The organism is Pseudoalteromonas sp. SMS1, from assembly GCF_021530565.1.
Taxonomy (GTDB): domain Bacteria; phylum Pseudomonadota; class Gammaproteobacteria; order Enterobacterales; family Alteromonadaceae; genus Pseudoalteromonas.
Genome location: NZ_JAKGBI010000019.1, coordinates 82704 through 108299, shown reverse-complemented (window position 1 = coordinate 108299; position 25596 = coordinate 82704). Strand labels below are relative to the sequence as shown.

The 25596-nt window shown below is 41.7% G+C and carries 22 protein-coding genes and 1 tRNA gene; 15 read left to right on the top strand and 8 right to left on the bottom strand.

Going from position 1 to position 25596, the window contains the following annotated elements; translation table 11 throughout:
- Window positions 1–27 precede the first annotated feature (27 nt).
- On the bottom strand, window positions 28–1632 hold the full coding sequence (locus L1286_RS18905; RefSeq protein ID WP_235408580.1) for a trypsin-like serine protease: 1605 nt from the start codon (window positions 1630–1632) through the stop codon (window positions 28–30).
- Between the two features lie 279 nt (window positions 1633–1911).
- A complete protein-coding gene (locus L1286_RS18900) occupies window positions 1912–4224 on the bottom strand; it encodes a TonB-dependent siderophore receptor (RefSeq protein ID WP_235408579.1) in 2313 nt (770 codons plus the stop codon).
- Window positions 4225–4679: 455 nt separating this feature from the next.
- On the opposite strand from L1286_RS18900, the gene L1286_RS18895 reads away from it, so the two are divergent.
- The 4 genes from L1286_RS18895 to L1286_RS18880 all read left to right on the top strand — a co-directional run bounded on the left by L1286_RS18895 (window position 4680) and on the right by L1286_RS18880 (window position 6373).
- Window positions 4680–5051, top strand: coding sequence for a hypothetical protein (locus L1286_RS18895; protein ID WP_235408578.1), 372 nt, complete (start codon window positions 4680–4682; stop codon window positions 5049–5051).
- An 86-nt stretch (window positions 5052–5137) separates the two neighbouring features.
- Window positions 5138–5228: transfer RNA gene (locus tag L1286_RS18890), tRNA-Ser, on the top strand.
- Between the two features lie 50 nt (window positions 5229–5278).
- On the top strand, window positions 5279–5647 hold the full coding sequence (locus tag L1286_RS18885) for a hypothetical protein (protein ID WP_235408577.1): 369 nt from the start codon (window positions 5279–5281) through the stop codon (window positions 5645–5647).
- Between the two features lie 108 nt (window positions 5648–5755).
- The gene (locus L1286_RS18880) at window positions 5756–6373 is read left to right on the top strand and encodes an FKBP-type peptidyl-prolyl cis-trans isomerase (RefSeq protein WP_235408576.1); all 618 of its coding nucleotides are present in this window, start codon (window positions 5756–5758) and stop codon (window positions 6371–6373) included.
- Between the two features lie 53 nt (window positions 6374–6426).
- Here L1286_RS18880 and L1286_RS18875 read toward each other — a convergent pair whose 3' ends face one another.
- Window positions 6427–8844: a methyl-accepting chemotaxis protein gene (locus L1286_RS18875; protein ID WP_235408575.1), complete on the bottom strand. Its 2418-nt coding sequence runs from the start codon at window positions 8842–8844 to the stop codon at window positions 6427–6429.
- A 196-nt stretch (window positions 8845–9040) separates the two neighbouring features.
- Between L1286_RS18875 and L1286_RS18870 the strand changes: the two genes are divergently transcribed.
- The 5 genes from L1286_RS18870 (at window position 9041) to L1286_RS18850 (ending at window position 13305) form a co-directional block, all read left to right on the top strand.
- Complete coding sequence (locus L1286_RS18870; RefSeq protein WP_235408574.1) at window positions 9041–10033, top strand: cytochrome-c peroxidase; 993 nt, start codon at window positions 9041–9043, stop codon at window positions 10031–10033.
- Window positions 10034–10042: 9 nt separating this feature from the next.
- Window positions 10043–10651, top strand: coding sequence for a hypothetical protein (locus L1286_RS18865; protein ID WP_235408573.1), 609 nt, complete (start codon window positions 10043–10045; stop codon window positions 10649–10651).
- A 9-nt stretch (window positions 10652–10660) separates the two neighbouring features.
- Entirely contained in the window at window positions 10661–11245 is a 585-nt protein-coding gene (locus L1286_RS18860) for a cytochrome P460 family protein (protein WP_235408572.1), read from the top strand.
- A 247-nt stretch (window positions 11246–11492) separates the two neighbouring features.
- Entirely contained in the window at window positions 11493–11909 is a 417-nt protein-coding gene (locus tag L1286_RS18855) for a globin family protein (protein WP_235408571.1), read from the top strand.
- Between the two features lie 172 nt (window positions 11910–12081).
- Entirely contained in the window at window positions 12082–13305 is a 1224-nt protein-coding gene (locus L1286_RS18850; protein ID WP_235408570.1) for a glycoside hydrolase family 18 protein, read from the top strand.
- Between the two features lie 92 nt (window positions 13306–13397).
- Here L1286_RS18850 and asnS read toward each other — a convergent pair whose 3' ends face one another.
- Window positions 13398–14795: an asparagine--tRNA ligase gene (gene asnS, locus L1286_RS18845; protein ID WP_235408569.1), complete on the bottom strand. Its 1398-nt coding sequence runs from the start codon at window positions 14793–14795 to the stop codon at window positions 13398–13400.
- Window positions 14796–15144: 349 nt separating this feature from the next.
- On the opposite strand from asnS, the gene L1286_RS18840 reads away from it, so the two are divergent.
- A complete protein-coding gene (locus L1286_RS18840) occupies window positions 15145–15579 on the top strand; it encodes an AAA family ATPase (RefSeq protein WP_235408568.1) in 435 nt (144 codons plus the stop codon).
- A 31-nt stretch (window positions 15580–15610) separates the two neighbouring features.
- Here L1286_RS18840 and L1286_RS18835 read toward each other — a convergent pair whose 3' ends face one another.
- A complete protein-coding gene (locus L1286_RS18835) occupies window positions 15611–16948 on the bottom strand; it encodes a KamA family radical SAM protein (protein ID WP_063357188.1) in 1338 nt (445 codons plus the stop codon).
- A gap of 221 nt (window positions 16949–17169) precedes the next feature.
- The gene (gene bioA, locus L1286_RS18830; protein WP_235408567.1) at window positions 17170–18459 is read right to left on the bottom strand and encodes an adenosylmethionine--8-amino-7-oxononanoate transaminase; all 1290 of its coding nucleotides are present in this window, start codon (window positions 18457–18459) and stop codon (window positions 17170–17172) included.
- Window positions 18460–18573: 114 nt separating this feature from the next.
- On the opposite strand from bioA, the gene bioB reads away from it, so the two are divergent.
- From bioB to bioD, 4 genes are read left to right on the top strand one after another with little or no spacing between them, the layout of a single operon-like run.
- The gene (gene bioB / locus L1286_RS18825; RefSeq protein ID WP_235408566.1) at window positions 18574–19617 is read left to right on the top strand and encodes a biotin synthase BioB; all 1044 of its coding nucleotides are present in this window, start codon (window positions 18574–18576) and stop codon (window positions 19615–19617) included.
- A complete protein-coding gene (locus L1286_RS18820) occupies window positions 19618–20751 on the top strand; it encodes an aminotransferase class I/II-fold pyridoxal phosphate-dependent enzyme (protein WP_235408565.1) in 1134 nt (377 codons plus the stop codon).
- A complete protein-coding gene (locus L1286_RS18815) occupies window positions 20748–21503 on the top strand; it encodes a methyltransferase domain-containing protein (RefSeq protein ID WP_235408564.1) in 756 nt (251 codons plus the stop codon). The genes L1286_RS18820 and L1286_RS18815 overlap by 4 nt, the downstream gene beginning before the upstream one ends.
- Window positions 21500–22177: a dethiobiotin synthase gene (gene bioD, locus L1286_RS18810; RefSeq protein WP_235408563.1), complete on the top strand. Its 678-nt coding sequence runs from the start codon at window positions 21500–21502 to the stop codon at window positions 22175–22177. The genes L1286_RS18815 and bioD overlap by 4 nt, the downstream gene beginning before the upstream one ends.
- A gap of 28 nt (window positions 22178–22205) precedes the next feature.
- Here the strand turns inward: bioD and L1286_RS18805 are convergent, their stop codons facing one another.
- Both L1286_RS18805 and L1286_RS18800 read right to left on the bottom strand, forming a co-directional pair.
- Window positions 22206–22769 carry a 2OG-Fe(II) oxygenase gene (locus L1286_RS18805; RefSeq protein ID WP_235408562.1) on the bottom strand — a complete coding sequence of 188 codons (564 nt, stop codon included), beginning with the start codon at window positions 22767–22769 and terminating at the stop codon, window positions 22206–22208.
- A 161-nt stretch (window positions 22770–22930) separates the two neighbouring features.
- Entirely contained in the window at window positions 22931–23245 is a 315-nt protein-coding gene (locus L1286_RS18800; RefSeq protein WP_235408561.1) for a hypothetical protein, read from the bottom strand.
- Between the two features lie 281 nt (window positions 23246–23526).
- Here L1286_RS18800 and L1286_RS18795 point away from each other — a divergent pair, with 281 nt between their 5' ends.
- The gene (locus L1286_RS18795; RefSeq protein WP_235408560.1) at window positions 23527–25512 is read left to right on the top strand and encodes a hypothetical protein; all 1986 of its coding nucleotides are present in this window, start codon (window positions 23527–23529) and stop codon (window positions 25510–25512) included.
- Window positions 25513–25596: the final 84 nt, after the last annotated feature.

The following is a 25596-nucleotide window of genomic DNA, read 5'->3' as shown; positions in this document are numbered from 1 at the left end:
TATTCAGTGAATTAATTTGTACTTATATTAGTTACATGCACCTAAGTGCTTCCATGGACCCCAAGGGCCGGATTGAGCTGGATCTTCACCCTGTACCCACCAGTTCGCTTCATATACATTGTTATTATGAGCGACACTGTCACCTTTTAGATAGACAGCACTTGGTGACCAAGCTGGTAGCCCATTACAACCAGTTGAATCGTCGTTCACTGTGACTGTTTTACTTATACTGTCTGAGTTGCCATCTCTATCGCTGGCAACTAACGTGATGGTGTATTGCCCAGATTGCCTATACGTATGTTTGGGGGAATGCTCTGTACTGGATGTACCATCGCCAAAGTTCCATGATACACTCGAACTGCCCGTACTTGTGTTCTGAAGTGAGACGCTTAATCCACTAGTGGAAAAAGAGAAATCCGCTTTCACGTCGTTCGAACCATCACAATCAGCGCCTTTACGCCAAACGTTACTATACAGGTCCGGTTGTGCGCCTTGTGACCACCATATAGCCTCATAGACAGCACCATTGAATGACACTTGCTCTCCAGGTGCATAGCTTTTTTGAGCATCCCAAGTTGGTGCGCAATTCGGAGGCGTACCTACGTTCACGACTTTTGATATCGTATCCGTTTGATTGTTGGTATCTGTTACTGTCAATGAAACATTGAAGTTACCTGTTCCGCCGTAGTCAAAGCTTGGATTGGGTACAGAAGATGTTTCGTTCCCTTGTCCAAAACGCCATTGATACTGAGTGATGCCATTGTCGTCACTAGATTGGCTTGTGAAACTGACTGTGGTGCCATTCACTGAATATGTAAAGTTTGCAGTGGGTGGATTGTCTGTTGGTATATCTCCAATCCCTGTTTTTTGCTTAATCCAGTCAAGATAGCTTGTGGTGCGTGTAAACGCAGTCGCACCCTGACATGCTATCCCCCAACTTACTGTGCCAATGCTATAGAAATCGTTGCCGACTTTGACAGCATATGGACCACCACTGTCTCCGTTACACGCTGAACGGCCACCTTCACCACCACCGCAGATCACAGAACCAGGAATAGAAAAGTTTAATAATGAGCTACAGCTACTATTGCTGATAACAGGTAACTCTGCCTCTCGTAAAACATCGCTAGGGCGTCCTCGATTGGTAGTAAGCCCCCAGCCAGAAACCGTTACATAATCACCGACATTCGCATATTGAGACTCAATGGCTGTAGTGGGGAGTTTTGCTGGTGTGTACTGACTTGGCGCGGGAGAGGCCAGTTTGAGCAGTGCAATATCATAGCCGGAACGAATCCCATTCGCACCACGCCATCGTTCGTGATTAATAATCTGAGATACCCTTAAGGTTTGCCCATCTCCTCGGCTGATAGAGTGGGCGCCAATACGCACTGTTAGACTGTTTGTAGAAGCACTATCTAGGCAGTGGGCTGCGGTCAAAACCCAGTTTGGGCTGATCAATGTGCCGCCGCATCCTTGCCGACCGTTCATTAGCAGTGCAACTTGGTATGGTCTTGAATATGCTGGTGTTTCAATTCCTCCTACGACGCTTGGGGTAACGTCAGTAACAGGGGTTGCATGCCCATATACACTGACGGCTGCAATTGCAGAGAGTAAAAATTTAACCTTTATCATGATGTATCTTTCCTTTAATAGCTTGAAAATAAGCAGTAATAGAAATAATCTTAGATACACCTTAAGTTCAAGGGGTGAGCGAAAATTAACCACTGGTAAGAGCACTTACTTTTGTTAAACCGTAGGGAGTAGAGAGTTGTTTTCCATCATATTTTGGTGTAACAAAAAATTTACACTGATTTTTGATGGTGGTGAATTATGTAAAACATAATTTATTGAAGTTTAATTCTAAAAAGCGGACTATTTAGCCCGCTTTAAGTATGTTTTCAGTGCGAAACCCTAAAAGTCATAGCGCAAAGAAAGCTTCCAGTTTCTTGGCTCCCCCCAAGTTACTGAACCGTCCCAAGTGGAAATAGCATTGTGATAACTTTTATCGAACAGGTTGTCTATATTCAGAGAAACACTCAATTGCTCAGTTACATCATAGCGTGCCATTAAGTTAAAAAGAGTGATTGAACCATGGTCACGTCTTTCTCGTTCAGGAATATTACCATATACCAACTCACCCCAAGGGGCTGTAAATTCATCGTAAACACCGGTTGGTCTTACGCTATTAACCCAATAGCCATCTTTCCAGTTCACTCCTAAACCTATGGTTAAATTTTCAATTAAGTCAGTAGGTTGATAGGTTGTGTACAAGTTAAATAGTTGCTTAGGTACCTCTGTTTTTAGTTGATTTCCCTGTTGATCTTCAGACTTGGCGTACGAGTAGCCTGTGTAAATATTTAAACCAGGAAACACTTCTCCACTCAATTCTACTTCGAGTCCTCGAGTCTGCGCATCATCTACTAAGATAGTCGCCGTATTGCCTTCGGGTGTTGGTTGATTAACAGATGGGTCTTTCACCGCGAGGTTTTTCTTGTTGCTTTCAAAAACAGCGAAAGAGAAGTTCAGTAATCCAAGTTCAGCTTTGAAACCTGCTTCTATGCTGTCTCCAACAATCGGCTTTTGCAAATTGTCATTTTTATCATATTTATTTTGAGGCTCAAAGGCGTCTGAATAACTGGCATAAATACTATAATCATCGCCAAGATCATAAATAATACCAGCATATGGCGTTATTTCGTTATCAACTTTAAAACCACTCTTTTTGTTGTAATCAATGGTATTGGTAGTTTTATCCGTGCCGTAATTTATCACTTCCCAATTGGTAAGCCTCGCGCCAATAATCGTTTTCAAATTGTCAGTTAGCGATAAACGCGTTGCGATGTAAGCACCACTACTCTTGTGATTAGTTAACTTATTCGGGTCTTTGTCTTCGAATGAATAGTGAGGTATATCACCTGTCCAAGTGTAATAATTCACTTTTGAAATATCGCCGAGTGTGACTTCATTTTGCTTGTGTGTGTTACCGATATTAGTTCTATCGCGATCAAAATTATTAAAACCAATAATTAGGTCGTGTTCTTGCCCCAATAGCTCAAAACCACCTTGAATATTGATATCAAATGTTTTTTGAACATCTTCTGAGCTACTTATCACCGCACTGAAGTTATGATCCAGTTTTGTAGACCCATCTTGATTGTAGTAATCAAAGTCAGCGGGGTAGATAAAAAACAGTTTACCACCTTGCATATCTATGGTGTTGTATGTCGCAATTGCATTTAGCTGCCACCCATTCTCAAAGCCGTGGCTGACAGAAGTAAAATAGGTTTTTTCTTCCAACGGCCAGGTACTATTTTGCGCGGTTAAACCTGTGTCGCTTCTTTTGGCATTGAACAATGTTCCATCGGCAAAATAATAAGGTGCTGCATGTGAATTGATAACGCCTCGCGAAGCCGTATCAGCATATTCGTATCCAATTCGAAGTAAAGTTGACTCAGTGACATCAGCTTCGGCGGTCATATAGATAGACGTTTTCTCTTGCCCATATCTATCTACAAATGAGTCTTTGTCATAATGTGCGGCAGCGATGCGGCCTCGAATACTGCCCTCAATACTCAATGGGGCTGAGATATCTAACTCAACTCGATTATTGTTCCATCGTCCTGTGGTCACACCGACATAACCATCAAATTCTTTGCTTATTGCACGCTTTCTCACAAGGTTAACTGTTGCGGTCGGAGAGCCCACACCAGTCATTAGACCATTTGCGCCACGTAATATTTCTACGCGTTCGTATGCGATGGCGTCTCCGTTGACGTCAGCTCGTCTACCACCTGGAAATTGTTGTACGCCATCGATTTGGATCAGATTGACGGCGTCACCGCGTACGATGAATTGTGGACGATCATGACTTCGAGAATTGCTTGCATAAACGCCGGTGGTGTGTTGCAAAATATCTTTGATATTAACTGATTTCCAATCCTCTAACTGTTGTTGTGTTATGACTGAGACCGACTGTGGTGTTTCCTTCAAAGACAAAATCATTTTTGTTGCAGATTTGGTTGCTGCATCTGAGTAATTGCCAATTGTTGATGCAGTTACATAAATACGCTCAATGTCATTTGCTGATTGTTCGCCTACCGATTTTTGACTCGTATCGGCCAAACTATGTGAGCAAGTAAATACTGAAGTGAGTGCAAGCGCTAAAGGAGCAAGGCGAAGCGTGGGGCGTTTTTTTAACGAAGCGTGCAAATTAGAATTGTCCATAAAATCCTATTCCAGAAAAACAAAAAACTGTATGAATACAGTGCAACCATGGGCAGTTAAATGGGCTGGTAAAAATTAGAGTAAATGTACCATACCAGGTCCGTAACTGATAATGGTTTGCATTATCGTTGTGAGAGGTGTGAAGTCAAGGTCTTTCAATCGGGTTTTAAGAAATAATTAATAGATATTAAGTTTTTAATAAATATCACTTTTTTTAGTTAAATTTTGTTTTTTTTAAATCGTCTAATTACATCTGTTGTGTAAAACTGCTGCTAAAATCCGGTTTAATTTTTCAAAAAGCGGTTGTTGGATGGGGTAGGAGAGAAACAGCGCAGGAAATTATTCATTAATTCGGGTTTTTTTGGTTGTTTTTTGAACTCTCTTTGTTAGTCTTGTAGTGCTACTTTATATAGTACCTAAAATATTACCTAACAATAATTATAAGAAGATAGGCTATGGGAGATCTTTTTCTAAAGCAACGTGAAAATTGGTGGGTGTGGGTCGCATGGGGTATCGTGGGGCTTGTTTTAAGCAAGCTGTTGTTGTCGGTATTAAGTAACACATGGTGGGTTTTGTTGGTGCCCGTGTTGATATTACTGATTTTGACTGCTTGGATGAACTTTAATCGCCGGTTTGATTTTATGAGAGCACTGAAGATATTTCTACTCGTTGGTGTTATCTCTATGTTACCGCTCTTTGAACAACGGTGGCATAGCTGGGAGCAGTTAACACATATTGTTGTTGATTCGGGCACTCTATTAATTTCTTTATTAATGGTATGCGTTTTGTGTGCTTTATTGGCAAGAAGACCGAAACAATATTACTAGGCATAGTCAGCGCTACGATAATTGTGAAATAGTCAAAAAAGTACTTTACATAGATATTAAATGCACTTATCATGCGCGCCAATAACGGAGAGATGGCTGAGTGGTTGAAAGCACCGGTCTTGAAAACCGGCATACGTTAATAGCGTATCTAGGGTTCAAATCCCTATCTCTCCGCCACCTCATTCCCAAAACCGCCTATCGGCGGTTTTTTTCGTTAGGAGAGTTCAATGGCCCAAAATGTTGTTAAGCATTGTTCACTATGGATTGTCTTTAGTTTTTTCTATTTAAGCGGTCTACAAATGGCGGTAATTATGTCTATTGATGGACAATCAGAGCCGACACTTTGGCAAACATTGCTTTATACGTTTTTTTATAATGCATTGATTGGACATCTGGTTACAAAATATGAAAAGTTGTGGCCTTTCTTGGCTTCAATTGTGATTTCTCTTTTTGGTATTTTGGGTTTCGGTGTATTTTTTGGTGACAAACTAGCTGGATACAGCCACGAACTTCTCATCGGCTTGGTACTTTCCTTACCTTTTGCGACTTTCTTAGTAAAAGAGCTCAAATCACGTCATCAAGATCAAAACGCTTAATTTCTTTTTCAATTTAAAGGGCATCGTTTTTAATGGTGCCCTATAAGTTCAGTTTTCTCTATGCTACACTGCGCGTCCTTTTAAGCTGATAAATAAAGTGAATTTGAAATGTCAGATTTATTCAATACGGACGCAGGTAAAGCGAGCTATGGTATCGGTCTACAAATGGGTGAGCAGTTAAAAGCTAATCCTTTTGAAGGTCTTGATTTAAACGCAGTATTTGAAGGCATGAAAGATGCCTACACTGGCGGTGAATTCCGCGTTGAGATCCCAGAGATCCAAGCTGCTTTTGAAAAAATTAACAGCGAAATCCAAGCTCGTCGTGAAGAAGAAGCTAAAGTACTCGCTGCAGAAGGTACGGCATTCTTAGAAGAAAATGCAAAACGTACAGAAGTGACTGTGACTGAATCAGGTTTACAGTACGAAGTAATTACGACGGGTGAAGGCGACAAGCCAGCTGCTGATTCTACAGTACGCGTACATTACCACGGCACACTAATTAACGGCACTGTGTTTGATAGTTCATACGACCGTGGTCAACCAGCTGAATTCCCAGTAAATGGCGTAATCAAAGGCTGGACTGAAGCATTACAGCTTATGACTGCTGGTTCAAAATTACGTTTATACATCCCACACGATCTTGCATATGGTGAGCGTGGAGCAGGTGCATCAATCGCGCCTTACTCAACGTTAATCTTTGATGTTGAGTTACTAGAAATTCTTTAATTAAAAGCCTGCTTTTAATTAACATAAATACCCAGTTTTAACTGGGTATTTTTTTACTGATCAAAAAATGCATAGAGTTGTGACAGCGCATCTTTCTGCTCAGCGCCTTGTGCGGAAAATTCTAAACCATAATACGTGTATTCGTTATCTCTATTTTCTTTTCGAACCACACGTGCGGTGAGCTTCATTGGAGATTGATCCATATAGTCTTTATAGTTCTTTTTGGGTAAATACATGACTAATATGACCGTCGAGTCAATATCAAGTTCTTGATTTAGTTGCCTGCTGAGTCTAATACCACAGCCAACGCAACTAAGCTCTCGGGTGATAGTCGAGTAGTCCTTATCATCCTGCGTAATTTTAATTTTTACTTTGGCCTCGAGTCTATCAGAGCGCCTTTTGTCATGTTTTTTCTGTACTAATTCATCATCTTCATCAAAATGAAACCCGTCCATTAGGCTATTTACAAGTTCAGAAGTTTGATATAAATCCCCGCCAATCATTGAGACCATTTGCGCCTTTTCTGCATTTTGCTGCAAGGAGGAGAATAAGTGCTGAAGCTTTATCTGCATTTCAAGCATTTGATTACTTTGCTCATCAGAACGGTGTGCGATTTGTTCATTGGCATCGATGATACTTTCTATGGTAGTTGTCATCGCTCTCAGTGCTTGCCCACTTTCGTCAGAGCGGGTTTTACTGACATCGACTTGATGAATAATATCTGTCATTAACCTGATCACATCGCCAACTTTATTGGTGAGCTGAGAGATAACATTTCTGATCTCGTCGGTGGAGTTGGCGGTGCGTTGTGCTAGACTGCGAACTTCGTCTGCAACAACCGCAAACCCGCGTCCTTGCTCTCCGGCACGCGCTGCTTCTATGGCGGCATTAAGCGCGATAAGGGCCGTTTGATCTGCTACGGTGGAAATCGCATCTGTAACAGATTCGATCTCTTCACTGGCTGTTTTGAGTTCTTCTACACCCTCAGAAGCAAGTGTAACTACGTCAACAGTCTTATTCATTTCGTCTAGATTGCTGTTGACGGCTTGTATGCCTGTATCAGCTTGGGTTTTTGCCTGCTCTAGCACTCCTTGGCTTTGATCAATGGCTTGCCCAGATTCAACCAGAAGGTCCATAAATGATTCAATTACCCTCATCACTTCTGAGTAGCTAGAGTTTTCATTTTTGGCAACCGTGCTTATTTCAGTTGCGATTGCAGCAACTTGGTGAGCTGAGTGGCCAACCTGTCTAGATTGCCTTCTTACCGTTGAAATAGTAGAGGACAGAGAAAGCGTCATATGATTAAAGCTCTCAGATAACTGGTTGAGCTCATCGTTTGAGCGGATAACGAAATATTCTCCCTGAGTTTTAAAATCGCCCACAGAAATATTCTTAGCGCGAGCAAGTAAAGATTGGACCCGGTTTTTGAGCTTATTGCTGAATACAACGCTAATAGTGCCGGCAATGAAAATGGTCAATATTGAGCTAATAGCTAGCACAATGAACATATCGGCGAGCGCATTTTGCGTATCATCTATACCCTGCTTTGTGACGTCGGTAACGTGAAGATTCATCGCTTGTAGTTCATTAAATATATTAGCGGTTAAAGGTTTGATCACTTTCCTGAGATGGTTATTAGCGAAGTTTGATTCTTCACTGGCTTGTTTTTCAAATGCTTTGATTGTGATCGGAGCCAGTTTTTCTCTTTCTTCAGTGTAAGCGTTCCAGTACTCAAATTGCGCTTCTGTGAAAAGATCTTCGTAATCGTCTAAAATTGAGACAAACGCATCACTGTTTTGAAACCAAGCTTGGTCAAAACCATCGATATTCTTTTGCTCGCGAGTCAGCAAAAATGCCCTTAACTCGGATATTGCGGTGGCAAAGCTGATTTCTGAGTCGACCAAGAGTTTAAACAATTCAAAGCGATCTTCATCAACCTCTTCTTCTTTCTCTACTTCTATGATCTGTGCCAATAGCTTAACCATCGATTCTGCGAGCGGGATTGCTTCAGTAACCAGTAACTTTACGGCAGGCTCATTGTCTAACGTATTGGCAATATCCGATATTACTTGTTGCTCATATTTAAGTGCTTGAAGGTGTGTTTCTATATTTTCGAGTTTTGCTTCATCAAATCCCGTTTCTTTGGCGAATTGGCTCAGTTGCGAAAATCCTATGTCAATATCTCGCCATGCTTCATCTCGTTTCGCAATCGCATTGTTCTTTGCCATTGCGTTGTTCCCTGTGATGATTTGTTCCTCTAATGCTATTAGCGAATCTAAAATTTTCATTTTGAGATCTGAGTTTGCATTTACCAAAGGAATTGACACAGAGGAAACATGTGTAAAGTTTTGAGCTAGGGTGCCTGTGCTCAGATATACAAAGAAATTACTGAATATCCCGAGTGACGTGATTACACCAAAGGCCAAGAGCATTTGCGCTGCAATGCCCGGAACAAATCTAGAAATCATCATGTTTTTATGAGTGTCTCAGAGTTGGTATTAGCTATCTTAATGAAAGTTGAGTAAGTGCATTTACCTGTTTTGCGAAACTTTTATTAAAAGGTGCTAATTTTTTGATTTATTGACAAATATAGACAATCCTTCGATAAGGTCAAAGATTAACCGTTAAAATTAACATGTGTAAACGAAATGTTTTGGGGGATGGGTGATGGATTGTAAAAAGTGGGCGTTTGCTGCTTTGCCTTTGATATTGAGTATGCAGATACACGCCAAGGACATGCCCGTGTTTGGTAATTTGTCGACACCTGATGTCGATGATATCGAGTACATTGATGAAGACGAGCCATCAGATAGAGAGGTACAGCTAGGTAAAATGCTATTTTTTGACAATCGACTGTCAAAGCATCAAAACCAATCTTGTGCAACTTGCCACAATCCAGAGCTGGGCTTTAGCGATGGGTTGGCAAAAGGGATCGGCAGTGGGGGAGATATTCTTGGCCGGAATGCGCCGCACTTATATAACTTAGCTTGGTCCGGCATATTTTTTTGGGATGGCAGGGCTGGTTCACTTCAAGAACAAGCACTGGGACCGTTAGTGTCAGATGTTGAAATGCAAATGACGCCTAAAGATGTCCTGCAGAGACTCAAAAAAATTCCGTTTTATAAAAAAGAGTTTGAATCGCTCTATGGTGAAATGACGTTTGAGAATGTGGGTAAAGCAATTGCCGCATTTGAAATGACCATTGTCAGCGATGACTCTGCCTTCGACAAATACCTTGCAGGTCAAACGGAAGCCATGTCGATGTCTGCGGTAAGAGGTTTACAACTTTTTGTCGGTAAAGCGCGTTGCGTGAAGTGTCATGACGGCGCAAATTTCACCGATGATAGCTTTCATAACATTGGGATTCAAAGTGGTGACGCCGGGCGTTACGCCATTGATAAAAACAATGAGCTAAAAGGCGCATTTAAAACACCAGGTCTTAGAAACATCATTATGAGTGCACCCTATATGCACGATGGTTCATTGGGTAGTTTGGAGGCGGTCATAGACCATTATGATAAAGGTGCCGTTAATGTAAAAAATGTGAGCCCTCTGATTGTACCACTGAACTTAAATCCCCAAGAAAAGGCTGATTTGATCGCTTTTATGGCAGCCTTGACCGATCCTGTTGTGATTGAAAGACCAATTTTACCGAATTAAGGAGTAGAGATGAAAAAGTGCGCAATATTAATGGTAGGACTTGGTACAGTATTCTCTGTTGATGCAGCTGTACTCACTGGTGAGTTAGAGTTTGTAAAAAGACCATCATTTGTTGGGGTGGTTTACGCCAAAGGTGGAGTCGGCCCAAAAAAAGCTGAGCTTGACCAATCTAATAAAGTGTTTGACAAAAAAGCAGTGGTCATTGGGCCTAAAGGTGAAATCACGTTTAAAAACTCAGACGAGTTTCAGCATAACATTTTCGCAAACGATCCTAATTCCGGCGTGAAATTTGACGTGGGGTTAATGAACCAAGGACAAACAACCAAAGTGTCAGCGGATTGGTCTGAAAATACGTTGACGCGTATCGGATGTAAAATACATCCTAAAATGCGGAGTTACATTGCAAATGTTCAGTCCGATGCGTATCAGGTCATACCGTTTAGCAAAAAGCAAAAAGTGTACCCGATCAACTTAGATGTTGGGACACATACTGAGTTTGTGTTGCAGATCCCAAAGTATGATCTCGTTGAGTTAAAGCTCGCTAAGGGGCAGGAGAGCAGTGTCGATGTGATGTATAAAGGCAAAAAGCGTGCAACTTTAAAACTAGCGCTCAAATAAGGCTTAGCGATGAAACGTATATTGACAAGTCTATGTATTGGAACATTATTTGGAGCTTTTTCGGCAAGTGCAGACCCATTCAAAGTATACCCTTTTAAAGTGCCAGATAAATACAAAGCGGCGTTAAAAAACTACCGTACCGATTGGCACCGGGTGACGGGCTTTGAGCATTCAGGTTTGCACTGGCAGCAATTTATTGTTGTATTTTTGAATAAGGATGTCAGAGTTTATGAGAATAACTACCTTGAATATCTCAGGTATTATCAAGATTACGATGAAGAAGAAGAGGAAGAAGAGCTGGCTGATCCCAACTTTAAAACGTACAAACCAGGTACAATCGTCTTAAAAGAGAATTTTTCTTCCCAGTCTGGTGCTCCTCATGACGCTTTAACAATAACCATGATGATCAAGCGTGAAAAAGGCTACTCAGATGGTTTTGGGGATTGGGAGTACGTTCAGTTTGATAAGTTAGGTAATATTATACTGGCAGGTAAGGGCAGTGAAACAGCCATTAAACATATGTGCTCAAATTGCCATGCCAGTATTGCAGAGCGCGACTTCATATTTGCAAACTTTTATTCAAGGAAAAAATAGCTGGAATACTGAGTATTGTGGCTGTCGCTGTTTTACTCAGTATTGAACACTTTCTTTAGTGTGTATTTAATGTTTGTATATTTAACCTAAATGACACAAAAAACTTTTCTCAATTAGATTTTTTCACTTTTATTCCCAATATAAAGACGCATTTGATAATTAAATATTTAATATTGCACAATTATTAGCGATGCTGAAGAATAGGGTCTAGAGTGTATTGTATGCCCGTTAGATCGTGAATATTTATATGAGTATCACCGCAAGACAAAAGCAGCTAGTACAGGATAGCTTTGCTAAAGTTGAACCAATTGCAGAGCAAGCTGCGGAGATTTTTTATAATACGCTTTTTCACTATGATCCTTCACTCAAAGCACTTTTCAAAAACAGCATAAAAAGCCAAGGGCAAAAGTTAATGGCGACACTAAAAGTAGCTGTAAAGTCGCTTGATGATCTCGATAGTTTGGTACCTGTATTACAAAAGCTCGCAGAAAGACACGTTAATTATGGTGTTAAAGCTTCTCATTTTACGCCTGTCGGTAATGCACTTCTATATACACTTAAAAAGGGCTTAGGTGATGATTGGAACCCAGAATTGAGACAGGCCTGGGTAGACGTGATTAGATTGGTTGCGACAGTAATGAAAAGTCATGCTTTCAAAATTTAGTCATTGTTATATTGGCAAACGCCCTCACAAGTAAGCACGTATTTATTGCTCAAACCGGCATTAACGTCCCGACCTTCAAAATGCAAAGCCTTTATATAATTTCAATATAAGAAGTGCTCTAATCATGTTATTAAAAAAGGGAATTTATATTCTATTCAACATGGAGAAGGTTATGTTTAAAAAAAGTTATTTGGCTGCGCTAGCTATGATGAGTTTAGGTGCTGTCAGTGCAAATGCGCTGGCAGCAGATTATTGCCCAAGAGTTGAAGGCTTTTATTCAACTTGGGATTACCCTGCTGGGGGGGAGTTAGACGTTAAAGATCTCGCGACCGATCAGTTAACACATATCATTGTTGCATTTGCCTACCCCCGTGCAGATGGCTCATTGGATACCACAGAAGCTGATCGCTATATTGATGATATTGTTGAGCATGCTCATGCTAATAATACTGGAGTTATGCTGTCTGTAGGTGGGGCAGGTGTGGACTTTTTATCTATGGATGCTACTGCAAGGAGTATCCTAGTCGACAATTTAGTGGCATATGCGGAGCTACATAACCTAGATGGCATTGATGTCGATTGGGAAGACTGGAGTACATATAACCAACCAAACCCAGTTGAAAGTGGATATCTATTAAACTTGGTCAAAGAACTCAGAGAAAAGCTACCTCAAAACCTAGAAGTGTCCGTAGACGTCCAAGCTGGTGGTTGGTCAGGTATTAACTTTCACAAAGACTTAGATGAGCATGCGGACATTATTCGCTTTATGGCTTATGACTACACGGGGGGTTGGGGAGGATCACCTAAGAACCACCACGCCGCATGGGCGTATATTCATGGTGGTTTGGTTCATCCAGCTGAATGGAGCCAAAGTATGATAACCAAATACGAAGTATCGAAAACAAGTTTGGGGATCCCTTTTTATAATAAGTCTTTTCCTCTGACGAGCGGGCCAGTTAAGACGCTAACAGCCCGAGAGATTGTAGAGACTATCGTCAAAGGGGAAGGCGTTGATTATAACCAAGGCACCTACGAGTTGGGTAATTATGTTCATTTTTGGGAAACGCCAGCGCTAATTAAAACCAAAACAGACTTTGTTTCTGAAAATGGCTACCCAGGTATTTTTATCTGGGAGCTACACCAAGATTCACGTGAAGACGGTTACAAGCTCTTAGATGTGATAGCAAGTGAGCTGCCTAAATGCCAGCCATGCGCACAGGCGTGGCAACCATATCCTAGTATATATAGTGCTGGTGATGTGGTGAGCTTTGAGGGTAAAAATTGGCAGGTAAATGGTGGTCCTTTACACGGCGTTGCACCAAAAACGCTAGGGCACGAGCATAGATATACAGAGCTAGGCGCGTGTAAAAGTTATGTATTGAGTAACCGTCTATAAAGTTAAATCAGTTGACTAACGTACATCTAATTTAAAAACAAAAAAGCCCCTAAAAGTAGGGGCTTTTAATTTATCACTTGTCAGCTTAACGCTTAATAAGTAGCGCTGCCTTTGGTGCGAGGAAACGCGATAACATCACGCACGTTGCCCATACCTGTTACATATGCGACGAGACGCTCGAAGCCAAGACCAAATCCAGAATGTGGCACGGTACCGTATTTGCGAAGGTCTCTGTACCAACTGTAGTCTTCTTTGTCTAAGCCCATTTCTTCTAGACGGGCGTCAAGTACATCTAAACGCTCTTCACGTTGCGAACCACCAATAATTTCACCGATGCCAGGTGCAACAACATCCATCGCTGCCACTGTTTTACCGTCTTCATTTTGACGCATGTAGAATGCTTTAATATCACGTGGATAATTCTTGATTACAACAGGTGCTTTGAAGTGTTCTTCCGCAAGATAACGTTCGTGCTCTGACTGAAGGTCAACACCCCATTCAACGTCATATTCAAATTTCTTACCAGATGCTGTTAAGATGTCAATCGCATCAGTGTAGTCAACTTGTGCAAAATCTTTGTCCACAAAGCTCTCAAGTCTTGTGATCGCCTCTTTATTGATACGCTGAGCGAAGAATTCCATGTCGTCACGGCGCTCTTCTAATACGGCTTTAAATACGTATTTCAGCATGCTCTCTGCTAAGTTGGCAATGTCATCTAAGTCAGCAAACGCAACTTCTGGTTCAACCATCCAGAATTCTGCCAAGTGGCGAGATGTGTTTGAGTTTTCAGCACGGAAAGTCGGGCCAAAAGTGTAGATTTTAGACATCGCACTTGCATATGTTTCACCATTTAACTGGCCAGATACAGTCAAGAAAGCTTCTTTGCCGAAAAAGTCCTCGTTGTAGTCGACATCGCCTTTGTCAGTGCGAGGTAAGTTGTTCATATCTAGCGTTGAAACACGGAACATCTCGCCAGCACCCTCACAGTCACTTGCTGTGATGATTGGTGTACTGATCCACATGTACCCCTGTTCATGGAAGAATCTATGTATTGCCTGAGATAAACAGTTGCGAACTCGTGTAACCGCGCCAATTACATTCGTGCGAGGGCGAAGGTGTGCATGTTCACGTAGGTATTCGATTGAATGACGTTTTGCGGCCATTGGGTATGTGTCTGGGTTTTCTACCCAACCTAGTACCTCTACTGAGTTTGCTTGAAGTTCATAGCTTTGACCTTTACCTTGTGACTCTACAAGTACACCAGTAACAGCCACAGAACAGCCTGCAGTAAGACGAGTTACTTCTTCATAATTATTAAGCGAATTAGGTACTACTGCTTGAATAGGGTCAAAACAAGAACCGTCGTGGACGGCAAGAAATGAAATACCCGCTTTTGAATCGCGTCGTGTACGGATCCAGCCTTTGATCGTAACTTGGCTGTCTACCGCAACGGTGCCTGCTAGTAGCTCCGATATCGCTATGTGGCTCATCTTTACTCCAAAATGATTAATTATGTAAGGGCGAATTTTGCCCGACTTGTTTTTGTCTATATATGTACACAGACGCATATTTCAATGTGCTGTGTGCAATTTCTGCTGTGACTTGCTTTTATTTAACGAAATTCGCTTGTTAGTGTGTGAAGTCACGTAATCCGTATCTTACCCCTGATGGCTACATAAAAAAACTACCAATTTAAGGATATGTCAAAAAACTTCTTAAAAATGCTATTTAATTCATCAACCGCTGTGTTATTGAGCGTTTAAGAGGCTGTGCGAAAGCGCATTTTTATGGCATTATAAGTCAGTTAATTAGAAAATAGTCGGAATGAAATTTCACTAAATGAAACAAGCTTTTATTCTTAGAGGTTTGCCAGGCTCAGGCAAAACCCATTATGCGCACTCGCTAGCAGACGAACTCGTCGCGGGAGATGACTCTCAGTTCTTTATCTGTTCAACAGATGACTACTTCACAAACGAAGAGGGTCGTTATGAGTTCCATAAATCAAAACTTCCTCAATACCATAATCTAAACTTAGCTAGGTTTATAAATGCACTGGCGCAGGGTATTCCACTTGTGATTGTGGATAACACAAACATTAAAAAGTGGGAGTTTATTGCTTATACCAGCGCAGCTCAGGCAATGGGGTACCAGGTAAAAGAAGTGATAGTCGGAGAAGTGAAAGATAAGTCTATGCAGCATTTATACGCTAAGCGGAATGTGCATGGGGTGGCATTAAAGACCATTAGTAAAATGGCACATATATTTGAATGGTAAAAAGCCGACGCTAGCGTCGGCTTTTTCTGCATTACATTGCTTCGTATTCTTCTTGCCAGAAAAATTTCTCTTCACCAAATGCGGGCTTTAAGTCATCCAGCCAATGCGCGTTCTCATCGAACTTTGCAAAGAACGGACGCTGAACCCACTCAGGGTTACGAGCTTGGATAAAGCGAAGCGCGAAGACTTTTTCGCCGGCAATTTCGGTAACACCAGAAATTTCAACTTTACCAGGGCCTGCACTCATTGAAGGTCCACGAACGGTTCTACTTACACCCGAAACTTGTTTGTACGCATCTTTGAAGATTTCCCAGGTTTTATGCAGAGGCAACTCAAAATAGCGTTTGGCACCCGTATCACGTTCAATGAACATATAGTATGGGATCATGCCCATTTGAGTTTGCTCTTTCCACATTTCAGCCCACATATTTGGATCTGTATTCAAGTGGTTAAGTAGTGGTGCTTGAGTACGGATCTGCGCGCCAGTCTTACGGATAAGTTTTATGGCTTCTTTCGCAACATCGGTGCGTAATTCTTGCTTATGGTTAACATGAGCCATGAAAGATACGTGTTTGCCCGCATCCACTAACTCTTTTATTAGCGCCAACAAATCTTCTGCATCTGGGTCAGTTACATATCTGAATGGCCAGAATGTCAAAGATTTAGTACCAATACGAATCGTACGAATATGATCAAATCTTGGCTCTTTTAATGCCTCAAGGTATTTACGCAATTTAACTGTGCGCATTACCATTGGGTCACCCCCGGTCATTAGCAGATCGGTCACCTCAGTGTGCTCTTCTAAATATCGGTGTAATAACTCTTCGTCATTGTTATTAAAGCGCGTTGCTTTACCAACGAATTGTGCCCAACGGAAACAGAAAGTACAGTACGAGTGGCAATATTGGCCTTGTGCAGGGAAGAATAAGACCGTTTCTTTATATTTATGTTGCACACCTGCCACGTTTTCACCTTCGAAAGACGGGACGTTTTTGTCCATTTGACCGGCTGGGTGTGGGTTCAGCTTTTGTCTTAGCTTAGTTGCAAGTTCAAATACTTCTTCTGGTGTATGGTCACGTTTTAGTAAAGCGGCCATTTCATCATAAGATTCATCGTCAAGCATGCCACGCTGTGGAAAGGTGAGCTGGAATACAGGATCATTAGGTACCTTGTCCCAGTCAATCAATTCGTCAATAACGTAATTGTTTACACGGAAAGGAAAAACATTAGCAACCACCTTCATTTGAAAGCGAAGGTGCTCTGGCAGTTTGTCAAGCTGCTCGATTTTATCAATTTGACGGTGTTGATACACAGTAAAGCGAGGTGGTTGATAGGCCTCTGCCGGCTGCAATTGGACGGATTGTTGCATACTTACTACTTCTCGGCTTGCTAGATTATAAATAAGAGGCGTATTGTAGCAAAAACTTGAAGTAAATTCAGGTACAAATCATCAAAGACACTGAAAAAGTGATACTTTTCTTTGTATGTGCTTGGATTATATACAGACAAGAGAGAAATTTAGTCAATTTCAGAAATTCGAAAGAGGGTAATTCCGGCACAAGGCAGAGCTTGCACCGGAAATGAGACAGATTAATAGGCCTTGTGCTCGATAGCCTCATAGATCCCTGAGCAAAGTCTCTCTATGTCTTTATCCGGTGTGATGTAAGGCGGCATAATATAAATCAGTTTTCCAAAAGGTCGGATCCACAAACCTTTATCAATAAAAAACTTCTGAATTTTTGCAACATCGACAGTTTCGCATAGTTCAACAACCCCAATAGCCCCAAGCGTTCTAACTTCTCTAACTACACCTAGCGTTGTGCAACGGTGTAGGTTCTGCATAGCATGGTTAATTCTTTCAACGTTTGCTTGCCAGTCTGTTTCTTCCAGCAGTTCAAGGCTAGCAATTGCTGTGGCGCATGCGAGTGGATTACCCATAAAAGTTGGACCGTGCATCAGCACTTTTGCTTCTCCTTGGCTTATTCCCAGCGCGACCTTGTCTGTCGTTAAGGTAGCTGATAACGTCATACATCCACCTGTTAATGCTTTGCCGATACACAAAATATCAGGTGCGATATCAGCATGTTCGCAAGCAAACATTTTGCCGGTACGACCGAAGCCTGTGGCAATTTCGTCAAGTATTAACAGCACGTCGTACTTGTCGCAAAGCTCGCGGAGCTTTTTAAGATATTTGGCATTGTAAAAGTTCATGCCGCCCGCGTTTTGCACAATTGGCTCAATGATGAAGGCAGCAAGCTCATTGTGGTGCTGTTTAAATGTATTTTCTAAGGCAATTAGTTCAGCGTCGTTTTGCTCTTCGCCAAACTTGGATTGTGGTGCATCCACAAAAATATGTTCTGGTAGGAAGCCTTGATACATACTGTGCATCGAATTTACTGGGTCACACACACTCATTGCTGCAAATGTATCGCCATGGTAGCCCTTTTTGGCCGTCATTAATTTTGTTTTATTGCTCAGACCTTGACTAAGCCAGTACTGCAATGCCATTTTGATTGCGACTTCTACACTGACAGAGCCGCTATCTGCTAAGAACACTTTTTGTAGAGGCTTAGGTGTAATTTCAACGAGCTTTTTACATAGATCGACGGCGGGTGCATGTGTTATCCCACCAAACATGACATGACTCATTTTACTGGCTTGAACGGTCATGGCCTTTACAAGTTTTGGGTGATTATACCCATGTAGCGCGCTCCACCAAGAAGCCATCCCATCGATCAATGATTCACCTGTTTCGAGGAATATTCGGTTCTTGTCTGTGTGGGTAACAGGGTAAACAGGGAGAGGTTCGATCATGGAAGTATAGGGGTGCCAGATATGTTCTCTATCAAAATCTAAATCTATTGATTGATAATTACTCACTTGTAAACCTTTTGCTAGTCAGTGTCGTTGACAATAGTAAACCAAGAAGTAGACTAAGCCAATCACCGTCAAATTGTCTGGCGAAAAAAGAACCAGAAAAGAAGAGAATAACTTATGGAATATGGCATCGTGCGTCACGATTGGAAACACAATGAAGTAAAGGCATTATTTGATATGCCTTTTAACGATCTGCTTTTTCATGCGGCAAGTGTGCATCGTAAAAACTTCAAGCAAAATGAAGTTCAGATCTCCACGTTGTTGTCCATTAAAACAGGTGCTTGTCCTGAAGACTGTAAATACTGCCCTCAATCAGGTCATTACAAAACTGACCTAGAAAGAGAGCGCCTAATGGAAGTTGAGAAAGTTGTTAACCAAGCTAAGTTAGCAAAAGAAAAAGGCGCAACACGCTTTTGTATGGGGGCAGCTTGGTCTGACCCTAAAGACAGAGATATGCCTTATATCGAAAAAATGGTTAAGGAAGTCAGCGCTCTGGGCTTGGAAACATGTATGACGCTTGGCAAATTAGACAATGAAAAAGCACACGCACTTAGAGATGCTGGATTGGATTACTACAACCATAATCTCGACACCTCGCCAGAGTACTACGAGCAAATCATTACGACTCGTACATATCAAGACCGCTTAAATACCATTGATCATGTTCGTGATGCTGGTATGAAGGTGTGTTCAGGTGGCATTGTAGGTATGGGCGAGCAAGCAGCAGATCGCTATGGATTATTAATGCAATTGGCGAACTTGCCTAAGCAGCCTGAAAGTGTGCCAATTAACATGCTAGTAAAAGTAGCGGGCACACCCCTTGAAGATGTTGATGACTTAGACCACTTTGAGTTTATCCGTACGATTGCTGTTGCCCGCATTATGATGCCAGAAAGCTACGTACGTTTATCAGCTGGTCGTACGGCGATGAATGAGCAAATGCAATCAATGTGTTTCTTTGCTGGTGCCAACTCAATTTTCTATGGTGACAAGCTATTAACGACTGAAAACCCTGAAGCTGATGCGGACATGAACTTGCTTAAAAAGCTAGGCATGAAACCAGAAACACGTGAAGACTACTCGGATGAGGCATACGAAGCGTCTCTCAATTCGGCGATTGCCGATAAGGCAACGTCTGAGTTGTTTTACGAAGCAAAGTAAATGGCGTTTGAATTTATAGATCAAGCGCTAGATGCAAAGGCGCAGAACGCTTTGTTGCGTCGGCGCATTTGCATTGACAAGGCCTCTGCGCGACATATACAAGTTGAAGGCGCACAGTACTTAAATTTTGCCAGCAATGATTATTTAGCGTTAGCTGATATGCCAGTTTCTGCGACGTTAACTGCAGGTAGTAAAAGTTCTGCTCTTGTCACCGGGTATCATCGATCACACCGACTGCTTGAATCTAAGTTGTGCCAGCTTCTTGGGTTCGAGAGAGCGATGTTGTTCGCCAGCGGCTTCGCTGCGAACTTTAGTGTGATTAGCGCACTATTTAATGATCCAAAAGTTGGCCAAGCCAGTGCTGTTTTTCAAGATAAACTCAACCATGCAAGCTTAATTGACGGGAGCTTAAATAGCCAAGCGAAGTTAATCCGGTTTAACCACAATGACATGGGGCACCTCCGTGCGAGGTTGGAGAAAAGTGACGCGGTCCATAAGCTGGTGATTAGTGAAGGCATATTTTCAATGGATGGCGACGGCGCGCCGTTAAAAGACCTCGATAAGCTTTGCAAGGCTCATAAAGCATGGTTAATGATAGATGATGCACACAGTTTTGGTGTTTGTGGCCCCAATGGCTTAGGGTCAATTGAAAGTGGCATTAAACCGGATGTTTTGGTCATAACTTTTGGCAAAGCAATGGGTTGCCAAGGCGCTGCAGTACTTGCGAGCAAACGCGTTATTGATTACATGCTACAGTTTAACCGCGAATATACTTATTCGACAGCAATGTCACCTGCATTGGTGGAGATTGCCGCTACGCAGTTAACCCGTTTGTGTGAGGGGGAAGGAGCAAGGCAGCGCTTGAATTCAAATATTGCGCTCTTTAAACGACTGTCAGCTGATGCGGGTATACCACTTCAAGTATCGAATAGTGCGATACAACCTGTGGTGCTTGGGAGTGCTGAAGGTACACTGACGGCCCAACAGGCACTTGCGCGAAAAGGCGTGTGGCTAACCGCGATCAGACCGCCAACTGTGCCGCATAATACTGCGAGGTTACGGGTCACTCTGACAGCTGCTCATGAAAAAAAGGACATAGAATATTTGGTGCAATGTTTGGAGGATGTAGTATGAGTGCAGCACTCAAGTTACAGGTTGCAGATAAGTTCTCACGCGCATCGGCTCAATATTTAAAACATGCAAATGTACAAAAGCGTTCAGCTGAGATCTTGTTGGCAAATATGAATAGACGCTATGGACATATGCTTGATATGGGCGCGGGCCCAATGCAGCATCACAACGCGCTTTCTCAAAAAAGTGATGTCTTGGTTGCACTTGATTTGAGCCAAAACATGTTAAGGCAAGGGCCTGAGAGCGCACATAAAGTGTGTGCTGATATGGATATGCTGCCATTCTTACCAAGTTCTTTTGACTGCATTTTCAGTAACTTTGCAATGCAATGGAGTAGTGACTTACCTTTACTGCTAAATAAGCTATATGATGTATTAAAACCTGACGGCAGTGCACATCTGTCTATTGTGGTGGATGGGTCGTTGAGAGAAATCTCAACAGCTTGGCAAGGCGTTGATAACCATTGCCATGTGAATCGATTTATCGAGTTTGATCGTTTGTTACAAGCTGCAAGAGAGGCTGGTTTTAGTGTTCGGTCAATCAGTAAGCGATGTTTAGTCGATATATTTGACTCGCCTAAAGACGCGATGAAATCGGTCAAAAATATTGGTGCAAACCAGCTCAATAGCAACACTAATCGAAGAGGGTTGGTCGGTAAGAAAAGCTACCAAGCCTTGTTGGCGTCATATCCACTTGCAGGTGATTGCGCCCATGTTAGTTATGAAGTCGCATTTTTGGAGTTAACAAAACAATGAGTCAATTTTTTATAACTGGCACAGATACCGAAGTGGGTAAAACCTATGTCACCAGTTTGTTACTCAAGTATCTAGTATCTAAAAAGAAAAAAGCATTAGGGTTCAAGCCGATTGCTGCGGGCGCTGAAGAAGCGTTTGGAGAACTTGTGAATGAAGATGCACTCACATTGATGGAAGCTGCAAATGTACATGGTACCTATGAGCAAATAAACCCATTTTGTTTCGCGCCACCAATTGCGCCACATATTGCGGCACAACGAGTGAACGTGCATATTGCAAAGCAAGATCTCACAAACAAACTAGCTGAGGTTTCTACACTGGGGGCCGAGTTTACGCTGGTTGAAGGTGCTGGTGGATGGGCGTTACCCATCAATGATACAGAGTTTTTGTCTAGTTGGGTTGCCGAGCAAAACTTACCAGTTATTTTAGTTGTAGGGATGAAACTGGGTTGTTTAAATCATGCATTTTTAACCCTTCAGGCCATTGAAGCCACAGGTGCTAAATGTGTTGGTTGGATTGCGAATCAAATAGATCCCAATATGGCCGAATTTGATGCCAATTTAGACACCCTAAAACAACGGTTAAATAGCCCACTATTGGCTGTGACACCTTATTCTGAAGATAAGGCAAAGATGCAAGTTCACCCTGCACTTAATAGCTTATTGGGGGTTTAGTCGTCTCGACCTTCCTTTTGAAGTAGAGTCAACTTTCAGCGTTGACTTTATTTTGATAAATTACATCCGTGCGGAGAATGTATTTAAACCCCGCCTTGACTCTGGTTCCTTGGTGCCAGAGCTGATGTTCAAATAAAAGCGCCGTGCCTGTCTTCGGATAAACTGCTAAGTTATCTTGCCTAAAGTTTGTACTGCCTCCGTCATAATTATCGTTCAAATAAACGAGCAAGGTCATCATGGTTGATTGTCCATCAACGCGTTGGCGGCCATCTTTGTGCATGTTAAATTTCTGGCCTTCGCTATAGCGATAAAACCTAAATCGAGGAGAGAGGCTGATTGCCCGTTTCTGTTCAAGTTCAGGGAGACCCATCGGTGCAAGTTTCCGCCACCAATCTTTAGCCAGACTTTCTGAGAACCAGTCAACCCGTTCATTGTTCCTGATAGAATTTATGACAGTGCGTTGATCACCCAAATCGACGTCTGCAAGTTGAAAACCAGATTGCTCGGCTTGCAATATGAACTTGTGGCATGTTTGTTCAGTTAAAAAGGCATTTATTGTAAATATATTATGACTTAGGGTGTTAAGGTGCATGGTGTTTTGTATCTGGTTTATTGTATTAATATATACGTGGAATAAAATGGATGTTCAACCCTATCAAATTGAGTATATATAGACGATATTTTGAATATTGACTAACAAGGTAAATGAATTTGTGGTCTTGTACCTTCTTAGTCAATGACAGTCATAGCAAATTATTCTGCCTCATTAACAGAGTGATATAGGCTAATAAAATGCTTCAGTGAACGCTGAGCATGCTCGTTTAAATTGGTGAGTGCCTCTAAGTATTTCGTATCACCTGATTCTAGAAACTTAGCCAGTGCAGTTCCGGCAGCCGTTGACAATAGGGTGTTCATATCCCTCATATTATTTTGGGCATCGTCACGAGACAGAGCGCCGTTGTCTTTTGTCATGGTAACGAAGTGGGCGAGTTTGTTTCGGTCAACTGTTGCAATAAAGTTCGTAATTATACTGTCATTGCTTTCAATATGTTGAGTAGGTGCGGTCATGATATTCACTCTCCTAAGTGTGTTCACTTTCATTCCAATGTTAACGTGATTAATGCAAAAGTGTATTACACATGGTTACGGCCCTAAATTATACATTAACTATCAACACCTGATTTGGCGCAATTTTCAATTGATATTTAGCCTATTTCAAAACACCTCAAAGGTTACATCAAGACTTTATATTAGCTAAACCTCAGGTGACTCTTTAATCAATATACAGGCTGTACCCATATGATAGAATTGGCAGAACATAATTATGGACTAAATAAAGGAAAATATAAGTGGCGATTCAAAAGATACTTTTTATCACTATTTTGAGTTTTTTTGTTTTTGGTTGTGGTGGAGCAGGGAATAATAAAGAAAGAACGGACAAAAAAAGCGGGAGTGATACAACTGTATCGCCACCAGTTGACAGACTCAATAGCAGACAAGGTAAAGTAACACTAGTACCTGATATGGCGCAATTTATTTTAGGAATTGTCGAAATAGACGACTACGCTGTAACGCTTTATCAAGACCCAAATAAAGTGACAGTAAAAAGCTTAGACAGCGACATGGCAATGGATATAGTCGCAAGAAAAGATCACCTTGTGCTTTCCAGTAACGGCGTAAAGTTAAGGTTTCACCGTGATTTTATGGCTCTAGAAATCCCAGCGGAAGGGGTAAATTGGAGATTAGATCATGCGCCTATAGAAGGCTTTGACGCGTTATTTGAAAAGTATGAACCTTACATATTGAATGATATGCATAAATCACGTCTGGGTATGAGTCGTGCGCGAACAGTTGATCTTGATAAAAGGTTTTCAATGAATACTTTCATATCTGATTATATCGGAAGCAATGGTGTGGAACCTTATTTAGTCGCTGACGTCTTCGGTGAGCTTACGCTGCTTCCAGGAAGTAGCTCTGACTTTGCCAAGCAATATATTGGTCCGCTGACCTTCAGGTTTGACTTAATCCATGACAATGACAATCGTTACTATTCTTCAGAAGTTTTAGATATGACTCATATCGGCAACAAAGAGTCCGTCGTTGATAAAGTGCGTGACGAACTGGTTAGTGGGGTACTTAGCAGATGTAAAGATGAGTATCCATCACTTCCTATTGTCGTACTAAGTGATGTATTTCGGATACTGAACTCTGAGATGAAAGCGGAGTTGAGCGAATCGATTAATGTGTTTATAACTACGCACAAATTTGTCACCGAAGGGCCGGGAGAAACAGTTAAATTTCTCGTTAAAGGATTTATAAAGGATGTGTTACTTCAGCCGCTTTTTCTTCAGTTTGAAGAAGTTATTCAGTCTAACCCGGGTACCATTGAGTATGCAATTTGTACAAACTCAGATGACGTGTCTAATTATCTCATTGAATGGCTGTATCTAGACGTTGACAATGCATTCGCTTCAGCTGAAGTGTCTATATACTCGGGTGAAGCTTACACTATGAACGGTCCCTTCAGTCATAGTTTAAAAGGGGGTAATAAGAGTCATGATGTAATTTTTTCATTCAGACAGCTTGGATGGCAATTCGCAACTACATTTAAGCAAAATAACAGTACATTGGTTGCTGATGGTATGAGCCTAGAAGCGACATCAAAGAGCACATATCAGCTTGAGGTTGCGTTGACAACGCCTGACGACATAGCAAAAATTGATGAAATTAACGTATATAGGCGTTCACAAGAGCTAGCAGAGATCATCGCGTCGATTCATGTAGCAATAAAGGGGAGCGACGATTACTATAAAACGTTTGAGCGCAATCACAAAGACTTGATCGAAGACTTAAGGCTTGTGTTTGAGATCCCAAGTGGAGACACAGACATCATTGACAAGATAACGGTAGAGTCAAGCTTGAAGATTGAAAATGGGCCAGATAGAAAAGATATATTTAACACGAAAAGTGGGCTTCATAGAATGGCTTTTGTAGAGGGGGAAACTGAAGTTGGGCATGACTGCCCCAAGTTTTCTGCGGTTGCTAACGATGAAATGAATTTCAGTGAAGCTCAAGTATACTGTTCGATGCAAGGATTGCGCTTACCAAGCTCAGCTGAATTTGAGGAAGTATCGCAAGTCAATGACTCCTCCGCAGAAACATGTGGTTGGCATAAGGCGTTTTATTGGACTTCGAGCCCAAATGCCGCAGACCCAGATACCCAATATGGTCACAATAGTGCGCACGTGAATGGGTCTACTGTGTTTCTTAAATCCGGGAAGATGTCTGTGGTTTGCATAGAATCAGGCACGCCTTACATTAGACCAAGTAATTAAAATATACTCTGGGCTGTCAGACGCTTTTGACAGCTCTGAGACTTTAAAGGCTATTTAGGATTTTTTGGTAAAAAAATAGAAGCA

Coding starts and splice junctions, on each gene's coding strand:
- L1286_RS18850 (WP_235408570.1), top strand. CDS start 12,082: ATGTTTAAAAAAAGTTATTTGGCTGCGCTAGCTATGATGAGTTTAGGT.
- L1286_RS18805 (WP_235408562.1), bottom strand. CDS start 22,769: ATGCACCTTAACACCCTAAGTCATAATATATTTACAATAAATGCCTTT.
- L1286_RS18885 (WP_235408577.1), top strand. CDS start 5,279: ATGGCCCAAAATGTTGTTAAGCATTGTTCACTATGGATTGTCTTTAGT.
- bioB (WP_235408566.1), top strand. CDS start 18,574: ATGGAATATGGCATCGTGCGTCACGATTGGAAACACAATGAAGTAAAG.
- L1286_RS18800 (WP_235408561.1), bottom strand. CDS start 23,245: ATGACCGCACCTACTCAACATATTGAAAGCAATGACAGTATAATTACG.
- L1286_RS18900 (WP_235408579.1), bottom strand. CDS start 4,224: ATGGACAATTCTAATTTGCACGCTTCGTTAAAAAAACGCCCCACGCTT.
- L1286_RS18880 (WP_235408576.1), top strand. CDS start 5,756: ATGTCAGATTTATTCAATACGGACGCAGGTAAAGCGAGCTATGGTATC.
- L1286_RS18865 (WP_235408573.1), top strand. CDS start 10,043: ATGAAAAAGTGCGCAATATTAATGGTAGGACTTGGTACAGTATTCTCT.
- L1286_RS18870 (WP_235408574.1), top strand. CDS start 9,041: ATGGATTGTAAAAAGTGGGCGTTTGCTGCTTTGCCTTTGATATTGAGT.
- asnS (WP_235408569.1), bottom strand. CDS start 14,795: ATGAGCCACATAGCGATATCGGAGCTACTAGCAGGCACCGTTGCGGTA.
- L1286_RS18875 (WP_235408575.1), bottom strand. CDS start 8,844: ATGATGATTTCTAGATTTGTTCCGGGCATTGCAGCGCAAATGCTCTTG.
- L1286_RS18905 (WP_235408580.1), bottom strand. CDS start 1,632: ATGATAAAGGTTAAATTTTTACTCTCTGCAATTGCAGCCGTCAGTGTA.
- L1286_RS18820 (WP_235408565.1), top strand. CDS start 19,618: ATGGCGTTTGAATTTATAGATCAAGCGCTAGATGCAAAGGCGCAGAAC.
- L1286_RS18855 (WP_235408571.1), top strand. CDS start 11,493: ATGAGTATCACCGCAAGACAAAAGCAGCTAGTACAGGATAGCTTTGCT.
- L1286_RS18835 (WP_063357188.1), bottom strand. CDS start 16,948: ATGCAACAATCCGTCCAATTGCAGCCGGCAGAGGCCTATCAACCACCT.
- bioD (WP_235408563.1), top strand. CDS start 21,500: ATGAGTCAATTTTTTATAACTGGCACAGATACCGAAGTGGGTAAAACC.
- L1286_RS18840 (WP_235408568.1), top strand. CDS start 15,145: ATGAAACAAGCTTTTATTCTTAGAGGTTTGCCAGGCTCAGGCAAAACC.
- L1286_RS18860 (WP_235408572.1), top strand. CDS start 10,661: ATGAAACGTATATTGACAAGTCTATGTATTGGAACATTATTTGGAGCT.
- L1286_RS18895 (WP_235408578.1), top strand. CDS start 4,680: ATGGGAGATCTTTTTCTAAAGCAACGTGAAAATTGGTGGGTGTGGGTC.
- L1286_RS18815 (WP_235408564.1), top strand. CDS start 20,748: ATGAGTGCAGCACTCAAGTTACAGGTTGCAGATAAGTTCTCACGCGCA.